At 30.2% G+C, this 16,240-nt stretch carries 17 protein-coding genes; 1 reads left to right on the forward strand and 16 read right to left on the reverse strand.

Annotated features, from left to right (window positions below; translation table 4 throughout):
- The 11 genes from ACOMC1_RS03945 to ACOMC1_RS03995 form a co-directional block, all read right to left on the reverse strand.
- Nucleotides 1-826: energy-coupling factor transporter transmembrane component T family protein (locus ACOMC1_RS03945; RefSeq protein WP_420331332.1), on the reverse strand; the 826-nt coding region annotated here is incomplete at its 3' end.
- 9 nt (nucleotides 827-835) lie between these two features.
- Nucleotides 836-1,732, reverse strand: coding sequence for an energy-coupling factor transporter ATPase (locus tag ACOMC1_RS03950; protein WP_420331333.1), 897 nt, complete (start codon nucleotides 1,730-1,732; stop codon nucleotides 836-838).
- Nucleotides 1,723-2,520, reverse strand: coding sequence for an energy-coupling factor transporter ATPase (locus tag ACOMC1_RS03955; RefSeq protein WP_420331334.1), 798 nt, complete (start codon nucleotides 2,518-2,520; stop codon nucleotides 1,723-1,725). Before ACOMC1_RS03955 ends, ACOMC1_RS03950 begins: the two co-directional genes overlap by 10 nt.
- A gap of 50 nt (nucleotides 2,521-2,570) precedes the next feature.
- Nucleotides 2,571-3,116: a hypoxanthine phosphoribosyltransferase gene (gene hpt, locus ACOMC1_RS03960; RefSeq protein ID WP_420331335.1), complete on the reverse strand. Its 546-nt coding sequence runs from the start codon at nucleotides 3,114-3,116 to the stop codon at nucleotides 2,571-2,573.
- Nucleotides 3,117-3,174: 58 nt separating this feature from the next.
- On the reverse strand, nucleotides 3,175-3,645 hold the full coding sequence (gene greA, locus ACOMC1_RS03965) for a transcription elongation factor GreA (protein ID WP_420331336.1): 471 nt from the start codon (nucleotides 3,643-3,645) through the stop codon (nucleotides 3,175-3,177).
- Nucleotides 3,646-3,697: 52 nt separating this feature from the next.
- Nucleotides 3,698-4,378, reverse strand: a complete 681-nt coding sequence (locus ACOMC1_RS03970) for a BC85_0335 family putative methyltransferase (protein ID WP_420331337.1) — start codon at nucleotides 4,376-4,378, stop codon at nucleotides 3,698-3,700.
- Complete coding sequence (locus tag ACOMC1_RS03975; protein WP_420331338.1) at nucleotides 4,378-4,650, reverse strand: DUF1292 domain-containing protein; 273 nt, start codon at nucleotides 4,648-4,650, stop codon at nucleotides 4,378-4,380. Before ACOMC1_RS03975 ends, ACOMC1_RS03970 begins: the two co-directional genes overlap by 1 nt.
- Before the next feature lie 34 nt (nucleotides 4,651-4,684).
- The gene (ruvX, locus tag ACOMC1_RS03980) at nucleotides 4,685-5,101 is read right to left on the reverse strand and encodes a Holliday junction resolvase RuvX (protein WP_420331339.1); all 417 of its coding nucleotides are present in this window, start codon (nucleotides 5,099-5,101) and stop codon (nucleotides 4,685-4,687) included.
- Nucleotides 5,094-7,706 carry an alanine--tRNA ligase gene (gene alaS / locus ACOMC1_RS03985; protein WP_420331340.1) on the reverse strand — a complete coding sequence of 871 codons (2,613 nt, stop codon included), beginning with the start codon at nucleotides 7,704-7,706 and terminating at the stop codon, nucleotides 5,094-5,096. The genes ruvX and alaS overlap by 8 nt, the downstream gene beginning before the upstream one ends.
- Entirely contained in the window at nucleotides 7,687-8,007 is a 321-nt protein-coding gene (locus ACOMC1_RS03990; protein WP_420331341.1) for a hypothetical protein, read from the reverse strand. The genes alaS and ACOMC1_RS03990 overlap by 20 nt, the downstream gene beginning before the upstream one ends.
- Before the next feature lie 239 nt (nucleotides 8,008-8,246).
- Nucleotides 8,247-8,582 (reverse strand): hypothetical protein, encoded by a 336-nt coding sequence (locus ACOMC1_RS03995; RefSeq protein ID WP_420331342.1) that lies wholly within the window; start codon nucleotides 8,580-8,582, stop codon nucleotides 8,247-8,249.
- A gap of 132 nt (nucleotides 8,583-8,714) precedes the next feature.
- Between ACOMC1_RS03995 and ACOMC1_RS04000 the strand changes: the two genes are divergently transcribed.
- Nucleotides 8,715-9,542, forward strand: coding sequence for a hypothetical protein (locus tag ACOMC1_RS04000; protein WP_420331343.1), 828 nt, complete (start codon nucleotides 8,715-8,717; stop codon nucleotides 9,540-9,542).
- A gap of 26 nt (nucleotides 9,543-9,568) precedes the next feature.
- Here the strand turns inward: ACOMC1_RS04000 and ACOMC1_RS04005 are convergent, their stop codons facing one another.
- The 5 genes from ACOMC1_RS04005 to ACOMC1_RS04025 all read right to left on the reverse strand — a co-directional run bounded on the left by ACOMC1_RS04005 (nucleotide 9,569) and on the right by ACOMC1_RS04025 (nucleotide 16,234).
- Complete coding sequence (locus ACOMC1_RS04005) at nucleotides 9,569-10,951, reverse strand: Sapep family Mn(2+)-dependent dipeptidase (protein WP_420331344.1); 1,383 nt, start codon at nucleotides 10,949-10,951, stop codon at nucleotides 9,569-9,571.
- A 27-nt stretch (nucleotides 10,952-10,978) separates the two neighbouring features.
- Nucleotides 10,979-12,088: a tRNA 2-thiouridine(34) synthase MnmA gene (mnmA, locus tag ACOMC1_RS04010; RefSeq protein ID WP_420331345.1), complete on the reverse strand. Its 1,110-nt coding sequence runs from the start codon at nucleotides 12,086-12,088 to the stop codon at nucleotides 10,979-10,981.
- Between the two features lie 87 nt (nucleotides 12,089-12,175).
- Nucleotides 12,176-14,044 (reverse strand): class I tRNA ligase family protein, encoded by a 1,869-nt coding sequence (locus tag ACOMC1_RS04015; RefSeq protein ID WP_420331367.1) that lies wholly within the window; start codon nucleotides 14,042-14,044, stop codon nucleotides 12,176-12,178.
- A 67-nt stretch (nucleotides 14,045-14,111) separates the two neighbouring features.
- Nucleotides 14,112-15,659 (reverse strand): MATE family efflux transporter, encoded by a 1,548-nt coding sequence (locus tag ACOMC1_RS04020; RefSeq protein WP_420331346.1) that lies wholly within the window; start codon nucleotides 15,657-15,659, stop codon nucleotides 14,112-14,114.
- Nucleotides 15,660-15,697: 38 nt separating this feature from the next.
- Nucleotides 15,698-16,234 (reverse strand): hypothetical protein, encoded by a 537-nt coding sequence (locus ACOMC1_RS04025; RefSeq protein ID WP_420331347.1) that lies wholly within the window; start codon nucleotides 16,232-16,234, stop codon nucleotides 15,698-15,700.
- Nucleotides 16,235-16,240: the final 6 nt, after the last annotated feature.

Genomic DNA, 16,240 nt, shown 5'->3' on the forward strand with positions numbered 1-16,240 from the left:
TAGGCATTGGGAATGGAGAGATTCCACACATACCTAAAATTACTCATGCAAGCATTCCTAGGACGATTCCTAATGTAATAACATCAAAGTATTTAATTGAATACTTTCTATACCTTGTTCTTTTTGCGTATGGGTCGTAACCCCTTGTTTCCATGGCGTTACCAAGATCCTCTGTTTTTGAGAATGAAGTTACAAATAATGGAATTATAAGCGTTACAGTTGATTTAACTTTAGCTCTTGGTCCACCATTTTTGAAATCAACACCCCTAGATGCTTGCGCTTTCATTATTCTTTGAGATTCTTCAAGTAATGTTGGTATAAACCTTAAAGCAATTGCAATTATCATGGCTATTATGTGTACTGGGAATTTTATAAGTTTTAATGGCAACATTAAATCTTCAAGACCTCTTGTTAAATCTATTGGTTTAGTAGTAGAAGTTAAGATCGTAGTTATGATTATCATGAAATAAACTCTAACTGCAATTAACGCCGTTCTATCAACAGCCTCTCCCGATACTTTAACCTTTCATCACTCAATGGTATTGAATCATTGATCGTATGTCGGCTTGACAATAAAAATATTTATTATGAATAGAAATATAGCTATAAATATAACGGGTTTTAGCATTGATATCAACTTTCTAACAGGCATTCTTGATAAGAAATAACATGTTAGAACTGGTACCATTATGATTCCATAACCGATATAACTCCTATTTAAGAATACAATAACAATTAACAGGATATTACAAAGTAACTTAACCCTTGGGTCAAGTCTATGTACTATTGTGTCATTAGGTATATATTTACCAACTGTTAATTGCATATACTCTCCTTATCTGTTATTTAAAGCTTCAGCTAACTCATCAATAGTTTTCACTCTTGGGAGTTTAAGACCTCTTGCTTCTAACTTATTTACTAAAGCTAATAATTTTGGCGGTTCTAATTGATTTTCTTCAAGGAAATTAGTATCCTTTAAAACATCATAAGAATCTTCGAATTTAATTAACTCACCTTGTGAAAACATCATTGTATAATCCGTTCTTGCTAAGGCATCATCTAAATTATGTGTAACAATGATAATTGTTTTACCATCTTTATGTAATCTATCAAAGATATCAAGTATCTCTTGTGACCCTTGTGGATCTAAACCTGCAGTAGGTTCATCAAAAACAAGTGTGTCTGGTTCCATAGCTAATATACCCGCTAGAGCAACACGTCTTTTTTGACCACCTGATAATGAGAAAGGCGACTTACTCAAATACTCTTTACCAAGACCAACTAATTCAAGATATTTAGCAGCTAATTCTTTTGCTTCTTCTTTTGAAGAACCCATAGTAATTGGACCAAACATAATATCTTTTTCTATTGTTTCTTCGAATAGTTGATATTCAGCAAATTGGAAAACGATTCCTATCCTTTTTCTAATTTGTTTTATTTTTTTAATTTTTCTTTTTGATGCTTTTATATTTCTTTCAACAGTTATGAACTCATGTTCTGAATTCTTTTTCTTTGTATTAGGAATATCAAATTTTAAATCAATACTTCCTGACGTTGGTAATATCAATGCATTCAAATGTTCTATATATGTTGTTTTACCAGAACCTGTATGTCCGATTATTGAAATAGACATCCCTTGTTCTATTGTTGATGTTACATTTTTTAAAGCTGTAAACTCTTGAGGTTGACCTTTTTCAAAAATGTGTGTTAGTTTATTAGTTTTTATTTGCATAATTCACCTAACAATTCTTCTTCATCATATGTTGCTTCTATATCTTTCAACTTAGAAGATAATTTGTAAATAAATGGTGCATCAATTTTTGCTAAGTTAACAATCTCTTCATTATTCAAAATATCTGCTGGACGTCCACTTGCTATTAATTGACCTTTTGAAAAGACTAAGATTTCATCAGCTAATATAGCTTCATCCATATTGTGTGTAATTGAAATCAAAGTTTTATTTCTTGTTTTTTGAATATTTCTAATCAATTCAAGAACTTCACTCTTACCTTTTGGATCTAACATAGAAGTAACTTCGTCAAATATAATAACTTCTGGATCTAAAGCTAATGTGGAAGCAATAGCAACCCTTTGTTTTTGACCACCCGAAAGTGTTTGTGGTTCTCTATCTAAATATTTCCCCATACCAACTTTAAGAGAAAGCTCTTGGACTATCTTTTGCATCTCTTCTCTTTCAAGTTGTTTGTTTTCTAGACCAAATGCAATATCGTCTTCAACTGTTGAACCTATAAATTGATTATCTGGATTTTGGAAAACTATACCAATTTTGCTTCTAATTTGTTTTAGTGTTTTTTTTGACATAACAATATCATCAATAGTGATTGTTCCACCAGTCGGTTTATATAAACCCACTAGAAGTTTTGATAATGTTGATTTACCTGAACCATTATGACCAACTATGGCAATATATTTACCTTTTGTCATTGAAAAATTAACATTAGTTAAAGCATTAGCTTTAGCATCGGAATATTTAAAAGAAAGATTTTTTACTTGTATCATATTTAAATTGTATAAAAAAAGAGGTATTATGAGTATAAAAAAAGTGAGATTTAAATCTCATCTAATTTTTCTTGATTGAAAACAGCGATTACGGGTAGATTTCTCATTTTTTCTTTTACATCTAATCCATAACCCACTAAAAACTCATCAGGGACAATTAATCCAACTTTATCAGCATGTAAATCAACTTTTCTACCTGTTGGTTTATCCATTAATGTAATGATTTTTAATGATTTAGGATTTCTAGCTGAAAGGTTTTCCATAACAGCTTTTAGCGTAATCCCTGAATCAATTATATCTTCAGCAATTAGAATATCTTTCCCTGAAATATCCTTCTTAAGGTCCATAACGATTTTAACGTTACCTGTTGATTCAGTTGAACCACCATATGAAGAAACAGTCATAAAGTCAATCGACATATCTACTGTAACATCCATCATTAATTTTGAAAGGAATGGCACAGATCCTTTTAATAGACCTATTATTACTAAATCTTTTGAATCTTTGTACTCTTCATTAACTCAATCAGCTAATTCTTTAATTTTTGTTTCAATTTCTTCTCTTGTATATATTATTTCTTTAATTCTTGAATCCATAGTTTTCTCCTTTGAAAATGAAAAAATGCCAGTTTATAATAACTAGCTTTTTATTTTTTTATTCGTTAATACTTACAACTTTAACTTTGTACTTGTTTTCAACTTCAACAGTTACAATGTCACCTTTAGATGTACCTAAAACAGCTTTCGCAAGTGGTGATTCATTTGAAACTTTACCTTCGAATGGGTTAGCTTCTTGTCTACCAACGATTTTTACAGTTTTTGTATTCTTAGTTCTTTGATCTTCCAATTCAACTTGTGAACCAATTCTAACCATATCTTTTTTAGAACTTGCTTTAATTAGTTTTGAATTTTCTAAGATTGATTCAATTTCTCTAATACGATCTTCAATTTGTCCTTGCTTTTCTCTAGCTGCGTCAAATTCAGCATTTTCAGAAAGGTCACCTTGCGCTCTAGCTTCTGCTAATTCAGCAATAACTTTTGGTCTTTCTACTTCAACCAATCTTTTAATTTCTTCTTGTAATTTTGCTTTACCCTCTTTAGTAAGCATATTTAGGTTTTTTTCCATAATTTCTCCTTGTATTAACTTTTATTAGTATTATTTTATCAAATTTTAGCACTTATTTAGCAGCAATGATAAAACCTTCGTGTATTTTTTGATGTTCAAATCTAACACCGATAAGCTTCATATATTTAATTAAATCTTTTTGATCTTTCGTTGGTTTTTTGCAATTCGTAATTATTAACATCCCGTTTTTAGAAACGTTAACTCATGAATTGTCGAAAGCTGAATTGAAATCAGGTGTTTCTTCTGAAAGAAATACGAAATCAAATTTATCTGTTATAAGTTTTTTTTCTATGAATTTAATTCTTGTTTTTGGAACCTTAAATTCTTTAGTTAACTTTTCAAATAATTCTAAATCTTTAATTGAATTTTTAAGTAATGTAACATTTGCATTTGTTTTTTTAACGATTGTTATTGCTTCATAACCTTCAGTAGCACCCTCAATTCAAATGTTCTTGTATCCATTTCTAATAATATTTGTTATTAGATATTCCATAGATAAATCATCAATTGGATTTTTGATTTGTTCTTTTAATTCCCAAATCATTTCTCCCACTTCTGTTCTTTCAAGCAATTCTTTTACATTAGTGTCATTCTCATTTAATTTAGAATCTTCTAATAATATAACTTTTTTTAATTTCCTTGCTTTGATTTGTAAAATTGCAAAAACAGTAAATCCAATTATTAAAACTATAAATACGGATGCGATAAGTATGTATCTAGTTGTAGAACTCATTATTCTACCTCTTCCTCTTCTTCCTCATATGTTTCTTGGTATTCTTCATAAACTTTTTCAACTAATGCTCACTCGTCTTCTTCTATTGGTTTAAGTTGTCCTTGTTCATCAACTTTAGCTGCAAACAATTCTTCTTGAACTTCATAAAGAACAAAGTCATCTCCATTGGCTTCAAACGTAAATAGAATTTCACCTTCTACTTTTTTTCCATTTTCTAATGTTATTTCGATGATTCTATCTTCATCGATATTTGTATTTGTATTATTTTCCATAAAAGTATTTTAACAAAATAAAAAGCCCTAAGGCTTATATTCTCATTAAATAATCTTCAAGAATCAATTGCGCAGCCAATTTATCCTTGCTTTGCTTACGTTTTTTTCTGGAAACATTTGCTTTAATCATTATTTCATGAGCTTTATTAGTTGTATTAGCTTCATCAATATAAATTATAGGAACATCAAATTTTTGTTCTAATAATTCTCTAAATTCCTCAATCATATATGTAGTATCTGATTTATCGCCAGAAGGATATGTTACATATCCTAGGACAATAGTATCAATTTCATATTCTTGAAAGTAATCTTCCAATCTATTCAACGCAGTTTCTCAATCACGTTCTTCGAATCTGAAATTTTCCTTACCTTGTGCTGTGAAATTCAAAGGATCGCTGAGTGCAATCCCTAAAGATCTAGAACCAAGATCTAAACCTATTTTTCTAGCCATTAACAATCTCTTTAATTATATTTTCTGCATTTTCATTTCATTCACAAGCACCTTGAGCGAATGTCGGTGCTCCACCACCTCTACCATTTAATTTAGCAAAGATTTGTTGTAAAATTTCATTTGAATTTTTTACTTGTGAAGCGACAGCTATTAATAATTTACCTGTATTCGCACCAATTACAAATGTACCCTCTGGATATTTTGTTCTTAATGAAATAGCCATAGCTTTAACTTGACCTGGATTTTTAAGAGTTAAATCAACGTAAACTCCATTTTCAAGTTCCACATCAGGAACTTCTACTTTTTGAGATTTTTTAGAAAGTTTTTTATTATCATTTCTTAATTTTTGAATAAGCTCGTTAGCTGTTTCAATTGTTAAAGTTGTAACTTTAATTGAATATTCGCTATCTAATTTTTTATTCTTTTCAAAAATCTTTTCTATCTCTGTATATAGTTTATCCATTTCCTTCTTAACGAATGAATCAACTGTTGTATTCGAAGTTATAGCTTCCAATCTAAATACTCCTGATCCTTTATTTTCAACAGAAACTATTTTAAATGTTTCAAGACCAACTGTATTTGGAATATGTGTTCCTCCACATAAATCAGTTGTTATTTCACCAAATTTAACTACACGAACCTTTTCTGAGTATGAATCTTCATCAATTGTCATGATTGCATTAATTTCTTCAGCACCTTTTAAATCAGTGATGATGTACTCTCTATCAACTTTCATTCCAATGTACTCATTAACTAAGTTTTCAACTGTTGTAATTTGCTCATTTGTTGGTTTTTTATCAGAAGGGAAGTCAAATCTTAATCTATCTTCATTATTATCAGAACCTAATTGCTCAATTACATCAGCACCAAACACTTCACGCAACGCACGGAATACAAGGTGTGTTCCTGAATGGTTTCTCATCAATCCATTTCTAACTTCGTGATCAACTTTTAGTTCGACTGCACCTTTTCTTAATGTACCTTCAACTTTATGAATATGGTTACCAAATTTATCTTTAAATACGTCTAGAACCTTTATTTCGTTGCCATCTTGAACAATCACACCTTTATCATGTCTTTGTCCCCCTGATGTAGCATAAAATGGTGTTTCTTTAAATATAACGAATCCAACACCATCGATATTTTCAATTGAATCGTTTTCATCTAACATTAATACAACTTCAGATTTTGCATATTCAATATTTTCAGATGCAAGTTCTGTTGTACCATATCCAATAAATTCAGACATCTTTTTATCAATTTTAGCCAATGATGCTATTTGTTTATCCATACCAGATACAACTTTTCCTCTTGATGCATTAGCATGTCTTTCTTTGTATTCATCAAATTTTGAAATATCAAGTTTAATTCCTTTTTCTTCTAGAATTTCTTGGGTTAATTCGATAGGGAATCCATATGTTTCAAATAATTTAAATGCAATACCAAAATCAAAGTCTTCACCTTCAACAAGTGATTTAAATAATAGTTCTTCACCTTGTGAAATTGTTTTCGCAAAAGCAACTTCTTCTTTTTGAATGATTTTTGAAACTGCTTCAACATTTATTACGAATGGTAGAGTGTCTCTAACAACCTCAATTAGTTTGTATAGGAAAGTTGTTTCTTTCATACCTAATTGAATTGCTGAACGATATGCTCTACGTATTAATCTTCTGATAATATAACCACGAGAAACATTTGATGGTTTTGCCCCATCTTGTATTGCATTAACAACAGCTCTCATGTGGTCAGCAATAATTTTGAATGATTTATTTATTTTTGTTTGTTCTTCATCATGCGTAAAGTAAGCATCTCCATCATATTTTTTACCTGTCATTTCTTCAACTTTTTTGATTATAGGCATAAATAGGTCAGTATCAAAGTTTGTGTGTCCACCTTGTAAAATTGAAGCAATTCTTTCTAATCCCGCACCTGTATCAATGTTTTTTTGAACAAGTTCATTGTAATTACCTTCTCCATCATTGTTAAATTCAGAGAAAACAATGTTTCAAATTTCAATATATCTATCATTATCAAGATCTTCTTCAATTAATTCGATTCCACGTTCATCATATTTTGAACCTCTATCAAAGAAAATTTCTGTATCCGGTCCACATGGTCCCATACCCATATCTCAAAAGTTCATTTCTCTATCTCCAGCAACTAAGTGCGAAGGTTCAACTCCAAGAGAAATTCATTTTTCATATGTTTCCTTATCTTCTTTAAAGTAAGTTATATATAACTTGTCTTTTTCCATCTCTAAAACTTCTGTTAAAAATTCAAATGCGAATTCAATAGCTTCTGGCTTGAAGTAATCCCCTATTGAAAAGTTCCCAAGCATTTCAAAAAGCGTATGGTGTCTTGACGTAACCCCAACATTTTCTATATCATTTGTTCTTATTGATTTTTGCGAGTTTGTAATTCTATTTCTTGGAGGTTGTTTTTTTCCAGAAAAGAAATCCTTTAGAGTTGCAACTCCTGAGTTGATTCAAAGTAGTGATGGATCGTTCACTGGAATAAGTGATTTAGATTCAACCCTTAAGTGTCCTTTTGATTCGAAGAATTTTAATCATTCTTCTCTTAATTCTTTAGATGTTAATTTTTTCATTTTTTATCTCCCTATTGTATTTTTTTAAATTTAATATTTTTTCAGCCATAGATGCTTCTCATTTTTTTATCATAACAATATTAATTATGATAGAAACAGCGTTCAATTGTAAGATAGATAAAACTATGTATGCTAACTTATTGTTTTCTAAATCTTCAATTGTATATTTAAATAATATTCCACCCAAGCTTGTATGTTTTTTGTTGATAAGAATAACATTTATTATTGCACCTATAATTGTGTAACAAAATAATAAATTAACAACAAAAGCTGAAATTCTCCTGGTTATTGATACTTGCATCTTAGCTCCTTATTTTTTTCTGCGTTAATTTCAAAATAAAAAAGCCCTGATAAGGGGCCAACGTACCACCCTTATCCGGACTCTTTTCTCGTAACGTGAGTTATTCGCTAATTATTAGTGTCTCCAAGGTTTGCACAACCCTTTTCGTAGACATATCTTGAAATGTATCTTTATTATAATACAAAATCATTATGAATAATAAAAAAATCCCAAAGGATTTTATTATTTAAATTGTTTTACTATTTAGTTTCAACAAATTTTACATCTGAGAATTTTTCAGTTGCTAATTTTGAGTCAGATAGTAAGAATACTGTTTGAACGATTAGCATGATTGGTCAGAAAAATGCTACTGATAATGTTGCAAAAAGAATGTACATGATTTTTTGGTCTTCTTTAACTTGGAATTCGTATCCCATTAATTTTGTACCAATTGATCAGTTTTTAGTGAACATAAAGTATAGGTTAAGAATTGGAACAATAATTGTAAATCCTAATAATACGTTAATTAGTCCAGCTAAAAATCTTTTTCCTAATCCTAGTTGTACTTTCCCCATGTTGCTTTGTAAGTTATCCATTGTAATACCTCTTTCATTTTTATATTTTATAAATACCTGGTAATTATACTACTATTGGCTATTAAACCAAATATTTTTTTAGTGATACTAATGCAATTCTTTTTTTATTTTGATAAATGTTATTATTGAAATATGGATAAAAAATATTTACAAGAGAATTTTTTGATAGAAAACCTTTCTACAAAACAAGCTGAAAGATTAATTAAAAAGAAAGCTTTGAAAAGCGAATTTTGAAGTTGAATAGTTAATAAACATGAAATAAAATATATCTGTTCTTATATAGGGGTTTTATTATTGAATGATAAAACAAAATTATTTATGAAGGGTGTTAAGGTTTATGATCTTTTCAATATGTATTACATGGACTTTACAATTAAAAATAATTTATTAATTATTTGCCAAAAAATAGAAAGGGGTTTAAAAGTTTCTATGTTGAATGAAACTGATGGAATCTTTGATGTTTCAAAATCAAAATCTTTTGGTTCGAAAATAGATTTTCTTAAAAAGAAAAAACTTGATGAAAGACATAAAGTTAGAGTGATGAATCACTTCGAGAGAATAGTTGAATCAAAGTTTACTGACTTAAATGATTTCTTTGATTTCTTATTGGCAGTTAAACGTATAAGAAATTTCTCAGCACATTCATATAACCCTGCAAAACATTATGATTGACACACTGAATTCGCACATCGTGCATTGGAAAAAGAGGGTGAATCCTCATTTAGAAGTGACTTCAAGCAATTAATGCGTGGAGCGACAAATGGAACAATAGAAAATCTTAAAAATACACTTATTAATTTATTTGAAGAAAAACCTTTTTCAAGTAATGAAATTGGTGCAACTATTTGTGCGCGTTACCTTGGGACAAGAACAATTTATAGTTTAGAGTGAGATGAATTCCTGGACAAACCAAACTGTCCTTTCGAATTAACTGATTTTTTAAGAGCTAATTCAAAATAAAAAAACACATCAGTGTTTTTTTATTTTTATCATTCTACTTTTGCTAATTTTATGATTGCATGAATGTATATTTCTGTTTGCTTAAGAATTTCTTCTCAAAGAACTCTTTCATCGATAGCGTGCATTCTTCATTCAGAACCAGGGAACAATCCACCAAAGGCTATACAATTATTAGTAACCTTAGCATAAGTTCCTCCACCTGAAGTTATTAATTGAGAATCGTAATCACCAGTAAATTCTTGATAAGTTGAATAAAGTGTTGAAACTAATGGTGAATCAGGTTCAAAGTATAAGGGTTCATCAACTTTAGATAATGAGAACTTAGCATCTTTAAACTTATTAATTATCTTTTCGTTAAGTATTTTTGATGTTAATCCATAAGGGAATCTTACATCTATACTTAAAATAAGTTTCTCATCCTTAGTTCTTAAAATACCTGGGTTTATTGTTGTTGTACCAAATTCATCATTTTCAGCTTGAATACCTAATTCTTTTCCATTGAACTTGTTATGGAAATTATCAACGATAAGTTTCATTAAATCATCATTTGTTAATTCAAACAAGAAATTTGCCAGGTGAGTTATGGCATTTACCCCTTGCGAAGGTATTGAACCATGTGCTGGAGTCCCTTTGATTGAAACTAAGGTATTTTCCCCTTGTGCATCAATAGAACCCTCTAAATCGTTATTTTCTAGATATTCAAAGAATGGGATTGATGCTTCCATAAGATCAAAATCTATTTCAGCTTCCGCAAAGTCAGGAACAATATTTATCGTTGCTCCACCATTGAATGATATTATTGGAGAATCTTTGAATTCAAATTCCAAATCACCTCTTGCTCCACCTTTTTCGTTGTTTATACCTGGGAAAGCATTATCAGCTGTAAAAGCAGCAACTGGTTGTTTGTTTAATTCAAAGTATTTTGTAACACCTTTGTATCCAGATTCTTCATTTCCACCTATAATCAATCTCACAGGTTTACTTAATTCAATATTTAATTCTTTAATGATTTTCAATGCGTAGTAAACAGCAACTAAAGGACCTTTATCATCCTGTGTACCTCTACCGAATATAAATCCATCTTGTTCTAATGGATCTCAAGGATCTTGAATTCATTTTTCAGGGTTTGCTGGAACAGTATCAATATGACAAACCACAGCAATATATTCCCCACCTCTTTCATCGGTTCTTATATCTAAAGCAAATCCTTCAAAATCCCTATATTTCATTGAATCTTTCTCAGACATTGCAATGATATAATCCATTGCTTCTCTTACTCCATTACCAAATGGTTTATTCTTAGCGGATGTTTCTAAATCCTCCGTTGAATTTATTCTAACTAAGCCTTTTAATGCTTCTTTCATTTCTGATTCATATTTTTTTATTTTTTCTTTAATTTGTTTTCTCATACTTAAATGATATAACAAAAAAATAGACTAAACGTAGTCTATTTTTTTACCATCCATGAATAGTGTTTCTATAGTTGCTCCACCAATACATTTTTCTCCATCATAAAGAACAACTTGTTGTCCAGGAGTAACAGCTTCAAAAGGTTCGTATTTTAGTTTTATTGAATCTTCAAATATCTCCAATTTAGCTTTAACATCTTTTTGTCTATATCTAAATTTAACGCTAATATTATTTGAATCAAAGTTTTCTGTATTTAAATTAACATCGGTAGCAATTAACTCATCAGAAAGTAAGAACTCTGACCTTGATGCAGGAGCGGCTCAAATTATTTTTTTATCTAAGTCATGACCAGCTACATAATAAGGTTCTTTCATACCACCTAAATTAAGACCTTTTCTTTGTCCGATAGTGTAATACATAACTCCTATATGTTTTCCTATAACTTCATTAGTTGTTATATCTCTAATTTCACCTGGTTGAGTCGCAATATAATTTTGTAAGAATTGAGTAAAGTTTCTTTCACCTATAAAACAAATACCTGTTGAGTCTGGTTTTTGTGCCGTAATCAATCCTTGTTCTTCTGCGATTTTTCTGATTTCTGATTTTTCTAAGTCAGCAAGAGGGAAAAGTGTTTTTGAAATTTGTTCTTTTGAAAGTTGTGCAAGGAAATAAGTTTGATCTTTATTAGTATCTTTAGCTCTGAATAATTCACCATTCTCTTGTTTGGCATAATGTCCCATTGCTATATAATCTCCACCTAATTCATTTAACGCATAATTCATAAAGCTGTCAAACTTAATGTATTTATTACATAAAATATCTGGATTTGGTGTTCTCCCCATTTTATATTCTTTTATGAAATACTCAAATACGTTATCTCAATATTCTTTAACAAAGTCAACTCTGTGAATTTCAATTCCTAATTTCTTAGCGACTTCTTGAGCATCAGCTCAATCTCTTTCTTCTGGACATTGTTCTTGTGTTCCTGCATTTTTGTTACCTAAAATATCATTATTCGCCACTGAATCTCAATTACGCATAAAAGCCGCAACGACTTCATGCCCTTGTTCTTTTAATAAATATGCTGCTACAGATGAGTCTACGCCACCTGACATTCCGATTATTACTTTTGCCATAGTTAAATAATTATACTATATTAACTAATTTTAATGTTAATAATTTTAAGACTAATTAAAAGTTAAAAAAAATAATGCTTATTTGCATTATTTAACCACTAAGTTTAATATTTTCCCTGGGACATATATTTCTTTTATTATTGTTTTACCTTCTATGAATTTTTTAACATTTTCATGGTCTAAAGCAATTTTCATAACTTCATCTTTTTCTGGGTTTGAAGTAAATTCAATTTTTGCTCTTAATTTACCTGAAACTTGAACAGCGATAATTAAGTTAGAACCTTGTATTAATTTTTCATCGAATGTAGGTCACGTTTGTTTGTGAACTGGTTTTTGACCAAGATTTTCTAACATCTCTTCAGCTAAGTGTGGAGCAAATATAGATAATATAATTGCAAATCCTTTTAATTCTTCAGGATTAACAGATCCAACTTTATAATTAGCATTTACATAAACCATCATTTTTGAAATAGCAGTATTGAATTTTAATTCTTCAATATCTTTTGTTATCCCTTTAACCATTTTATTGTAATCTGAAATAGTTTTTGACTTTTCAACTTTTGGTAATGAGAACATTCTTTCAGCTCTATCTAGTCATTTTCTTATACCTTCGATTGATTCGGTTGATCATGGTTTTGTGTCAATTAAAGGACCCATAAACATTTCATAAACCCTAAGTGTATCAGCACCCATGCTTTCAACTATATCATCTGGATTAATAACATTACCTTTTGATTTAGACATCTTAGTTCCATCAGTACCAAGTATCATTCCTTGGTTAACTATTTTGTGGAATGGTTCAGAAGTTGGAACAACACCTAGATCATATAGAACTTTATGTCAGAATCTTGCATACAGAAGGTGTAGAACAGCGTGTTCTTGACCACCGATGTATAAATCAACAGGTAATCATTTTTCAAACCTTCTTTTTGCTTCTTTACTATCTAAATCTTCGTATGTTCCATCTGAGTTTTTAAGAATATAAGCTAGGTAGTATCATGACGAACCTGCTCATTGTGGCATTGTATTTGTATCTCTTCTAAATTTCTTTCCATCTTTTTCGAAATTAACTCATTCAGTATTGTTAGCTAATGGAGATTCACCAGTTCCTGAAGGTTTAATTTCATCCATCTCTGGTAATTCAACAAGTTCTTCTATTAATAGAACATTATTATCTTCATCAAATGCAATTGGGAATGGTTCTCCTCAATATCTTTGTCTTGCAAATATTCAGTCTCTAAGGTGATAAGTTGTTTTACCTTCTTTAACTTCTTTACCTATTCAATTCTTTTGAAGTGCAATTAAAGAATTTGGTCATTCAACCTCTTCAAGTCCTTCAAGTAATTTATCAGCGTAGTCAGTAATTTTAAGAACTCATTGTTTCATTGGTTTTTTAACAACTGGGAAATCCCCACGCTCTGAAATTTTTGATCCATCTTCAGCAGTAAGAACTTCTTCGTTAGCTAAGACTGTTCCTAATTCTTCACATCAGTTAACTTCAATATCTTTTATTTCAGCTAAACCTTTTTTGTACATTTGTGCAAAAATTCATTGTGTTTGTTTATAGTATTTTGGATCTGTTGTGTTTACTTCTTTATCATAATCATATGAAAATCCTAAAGACTTAATTTGTCTTCTAAAGTTATCTATATTTTCTTGAGTAAAGTATTTTGGGTGATTACCAGTTTTTATTGCATATTGTTCCGCAGGAAGTCCGAATGCATCTCATCCAATTGGATGAAGCACATCAAAACCGTTTAACCTTTTATATCTCGCAACGATATCAGTTGCAGTGTACCCTTCTGGATGTCCAACATGTAATCCAGCTCCTGATGGATAAGGGAACATATCTAATGCATAGAATTTTTTATCTGATTTTTCCGTTGTTTTAAATACTTGATTTTCTTCTCAATACTTTTGTCATTTTGTTTCTATTTCTCTGTGTTTATACATAATAAAAGAATTATACAAGAAAACCCTGATTTCTTTTAGTTAACACCTTTATTAAATAAAAAAATAAAGGCTATTCCTTAGGAACACCTTCACTTTGCACATCATCTAATGCAGCATATTGTTCTGCTTGAGCTTCTTCATGCGTAATGTTTCTAGCTCAATTTGATTTATAGTAAACAACCATAAATGCAATTCCTCTCGGTATATCAGATAAGAAGAATAATAAATAAGCAATTGCAAAATTTATGTGTGTTGCCGGAACAATAACTAACATCACTATTGCTAATCATCCTATTTGTAATGGTCCTGCTGTAACAACATCAACTGTTGAAACAAGATTAACTTTTCCACCTGAAACAGCTGATGATTTCGCTGTTACAAATCATATTCATCACGGGAAGAATAATGCAAGTGGTCATAATGAATATTTTGTTCACTTAAGCACTAATTCATCACGAAGAACTGCTGTTTTTCATTCTGGTGAACCATGTGGATGTTTTGCAGCGGTATTTTGCAAGAATGTCATTTTTACAACTAAAAATGAAAATGCAAATAATATTATCGAAGCGACTATTGCTAATGTTGTATTAAAACCATGTAGTCTTTTTGAGTTTTCTTTAGCAAGTTCAATATTATTTTTCCCAAGCTCACCACCAACAAATTTAGAAACAACAACATTAATGGCATTGAATACAACTGAAAACACACCAAATAGCGATCCTGTTAATCCCAAGAATGCTGCCGAACCTATTGTTTTTTCAATTGATCCTTCTGGATACCCAGCAACATAGATTTTGTTTCTTATTGTTATAAAAATCATTGATGAAGCAGTGAATAAGAATATCAATCCTCTTGTTCAAAATTGTTTTTGAATAGTTCTCGATACTTGGAATATTGTTCAAGGTTTGAATACAACCGGTAACTTTTTAATTATCGCGTAAGAGACAAGTGATGTAAGCACACAAATCCTAGCAGCAATAGATGCAAAAGCAGCACCTCTAGCATCAAGTCCATTTGTAACAAATAAATCAGTATGCATTGTTAAATAATTTAATAGTATATTAGCAACTAGTCCAAGAATACCAGCATAAAAAGGAACTTTTCCTCAACCTGTTTCTCTGTACATATTACCTAAGTTAAATGTAAACGCAATCAACATTCACATAATTGAAATTCATTTGATGTAATTCGCACCTTGTTTAAGTTGTTCGTTATAGGCGATACTACCGGTTTCTGATTTTTGTAAAAATACTCCAATCATTTCTTCTGGCATGACTCATGCAAAAATTGTGAAAATTGTCGCAACTGCCAAAGTTATTGTTCAACGTATTTTAGCAATCTCCCTAACCTTATCGTGATTCCCTGAATAGTAATATTGAGCAACAAGAATAGACCCTGTAGCTGCCGAACCAGCAAAGATACCCATTATAATACTTGTTCATGAGTTCGCAGCAAATAAACCAGCTGTAGCACCAGTGATACTACCAACCATAAAGTTATCTACAAATGAATTCATCGCAAAAAGAAGCGATCCACCTATTACAGGTAACGCAAGATTAAGAAACAATTTTCATTGTCTTCTGTTTTCTGGAAAATATTGTTTTATTTTTTCTAACATAGTATTATCATAACATACAAATTAAGAGAAAAACATTGTTATATTTTAATTGTTTTTGCGACCGTTTTTATAGGGAAATACAATATAAAAATTATAGGTAAACAGATAGCCATTTGAACTGTTGTTGCAATAGCATCTTTGTAAGCTAACGCTTTATCAAAAACAACAATTTCCAATGAAAGGTAAACTAAAACGACATAAACAGAAGCAATTAAAACCCCAACAAAAAATATGAATTTAATTTTTGTCAATTGAAACAATCATATTATCATCACTGCACCAACATATGCAATTAATGTTATTCAAGAGAAAGCTATATATCCTGTCGCTCAATCTGTAACAATACATGAAATAGCTGTCGTCAAAATTACAAAGGGTAACCTTAACAATAAAGGGAATACAAAAACTATTGCAGCAAGAAGATAAACTCCACCACCACCTAAACTAAAATGACCATATATTCCAACCAATATCGCTAACCCCACTAACATGCCAGATATTGTCATTTGTAATATTGTATTTCTTTTATCATATCCTTGATAATTGCTTTTTGTTTTGTTTTCATCTTTTTTCATATAAAA

Source organism: Mycoplasma todarodis (assembly GCF_965212735.1).
Taxonomy (GTDB): domain Bacteria; phylum Bacillota_I; class Bacilli_A; order Mycoplasmatales; family Metamycoplasmataceae; genus Mycoplasma_K; species Mycoplasma_K todarodis_A.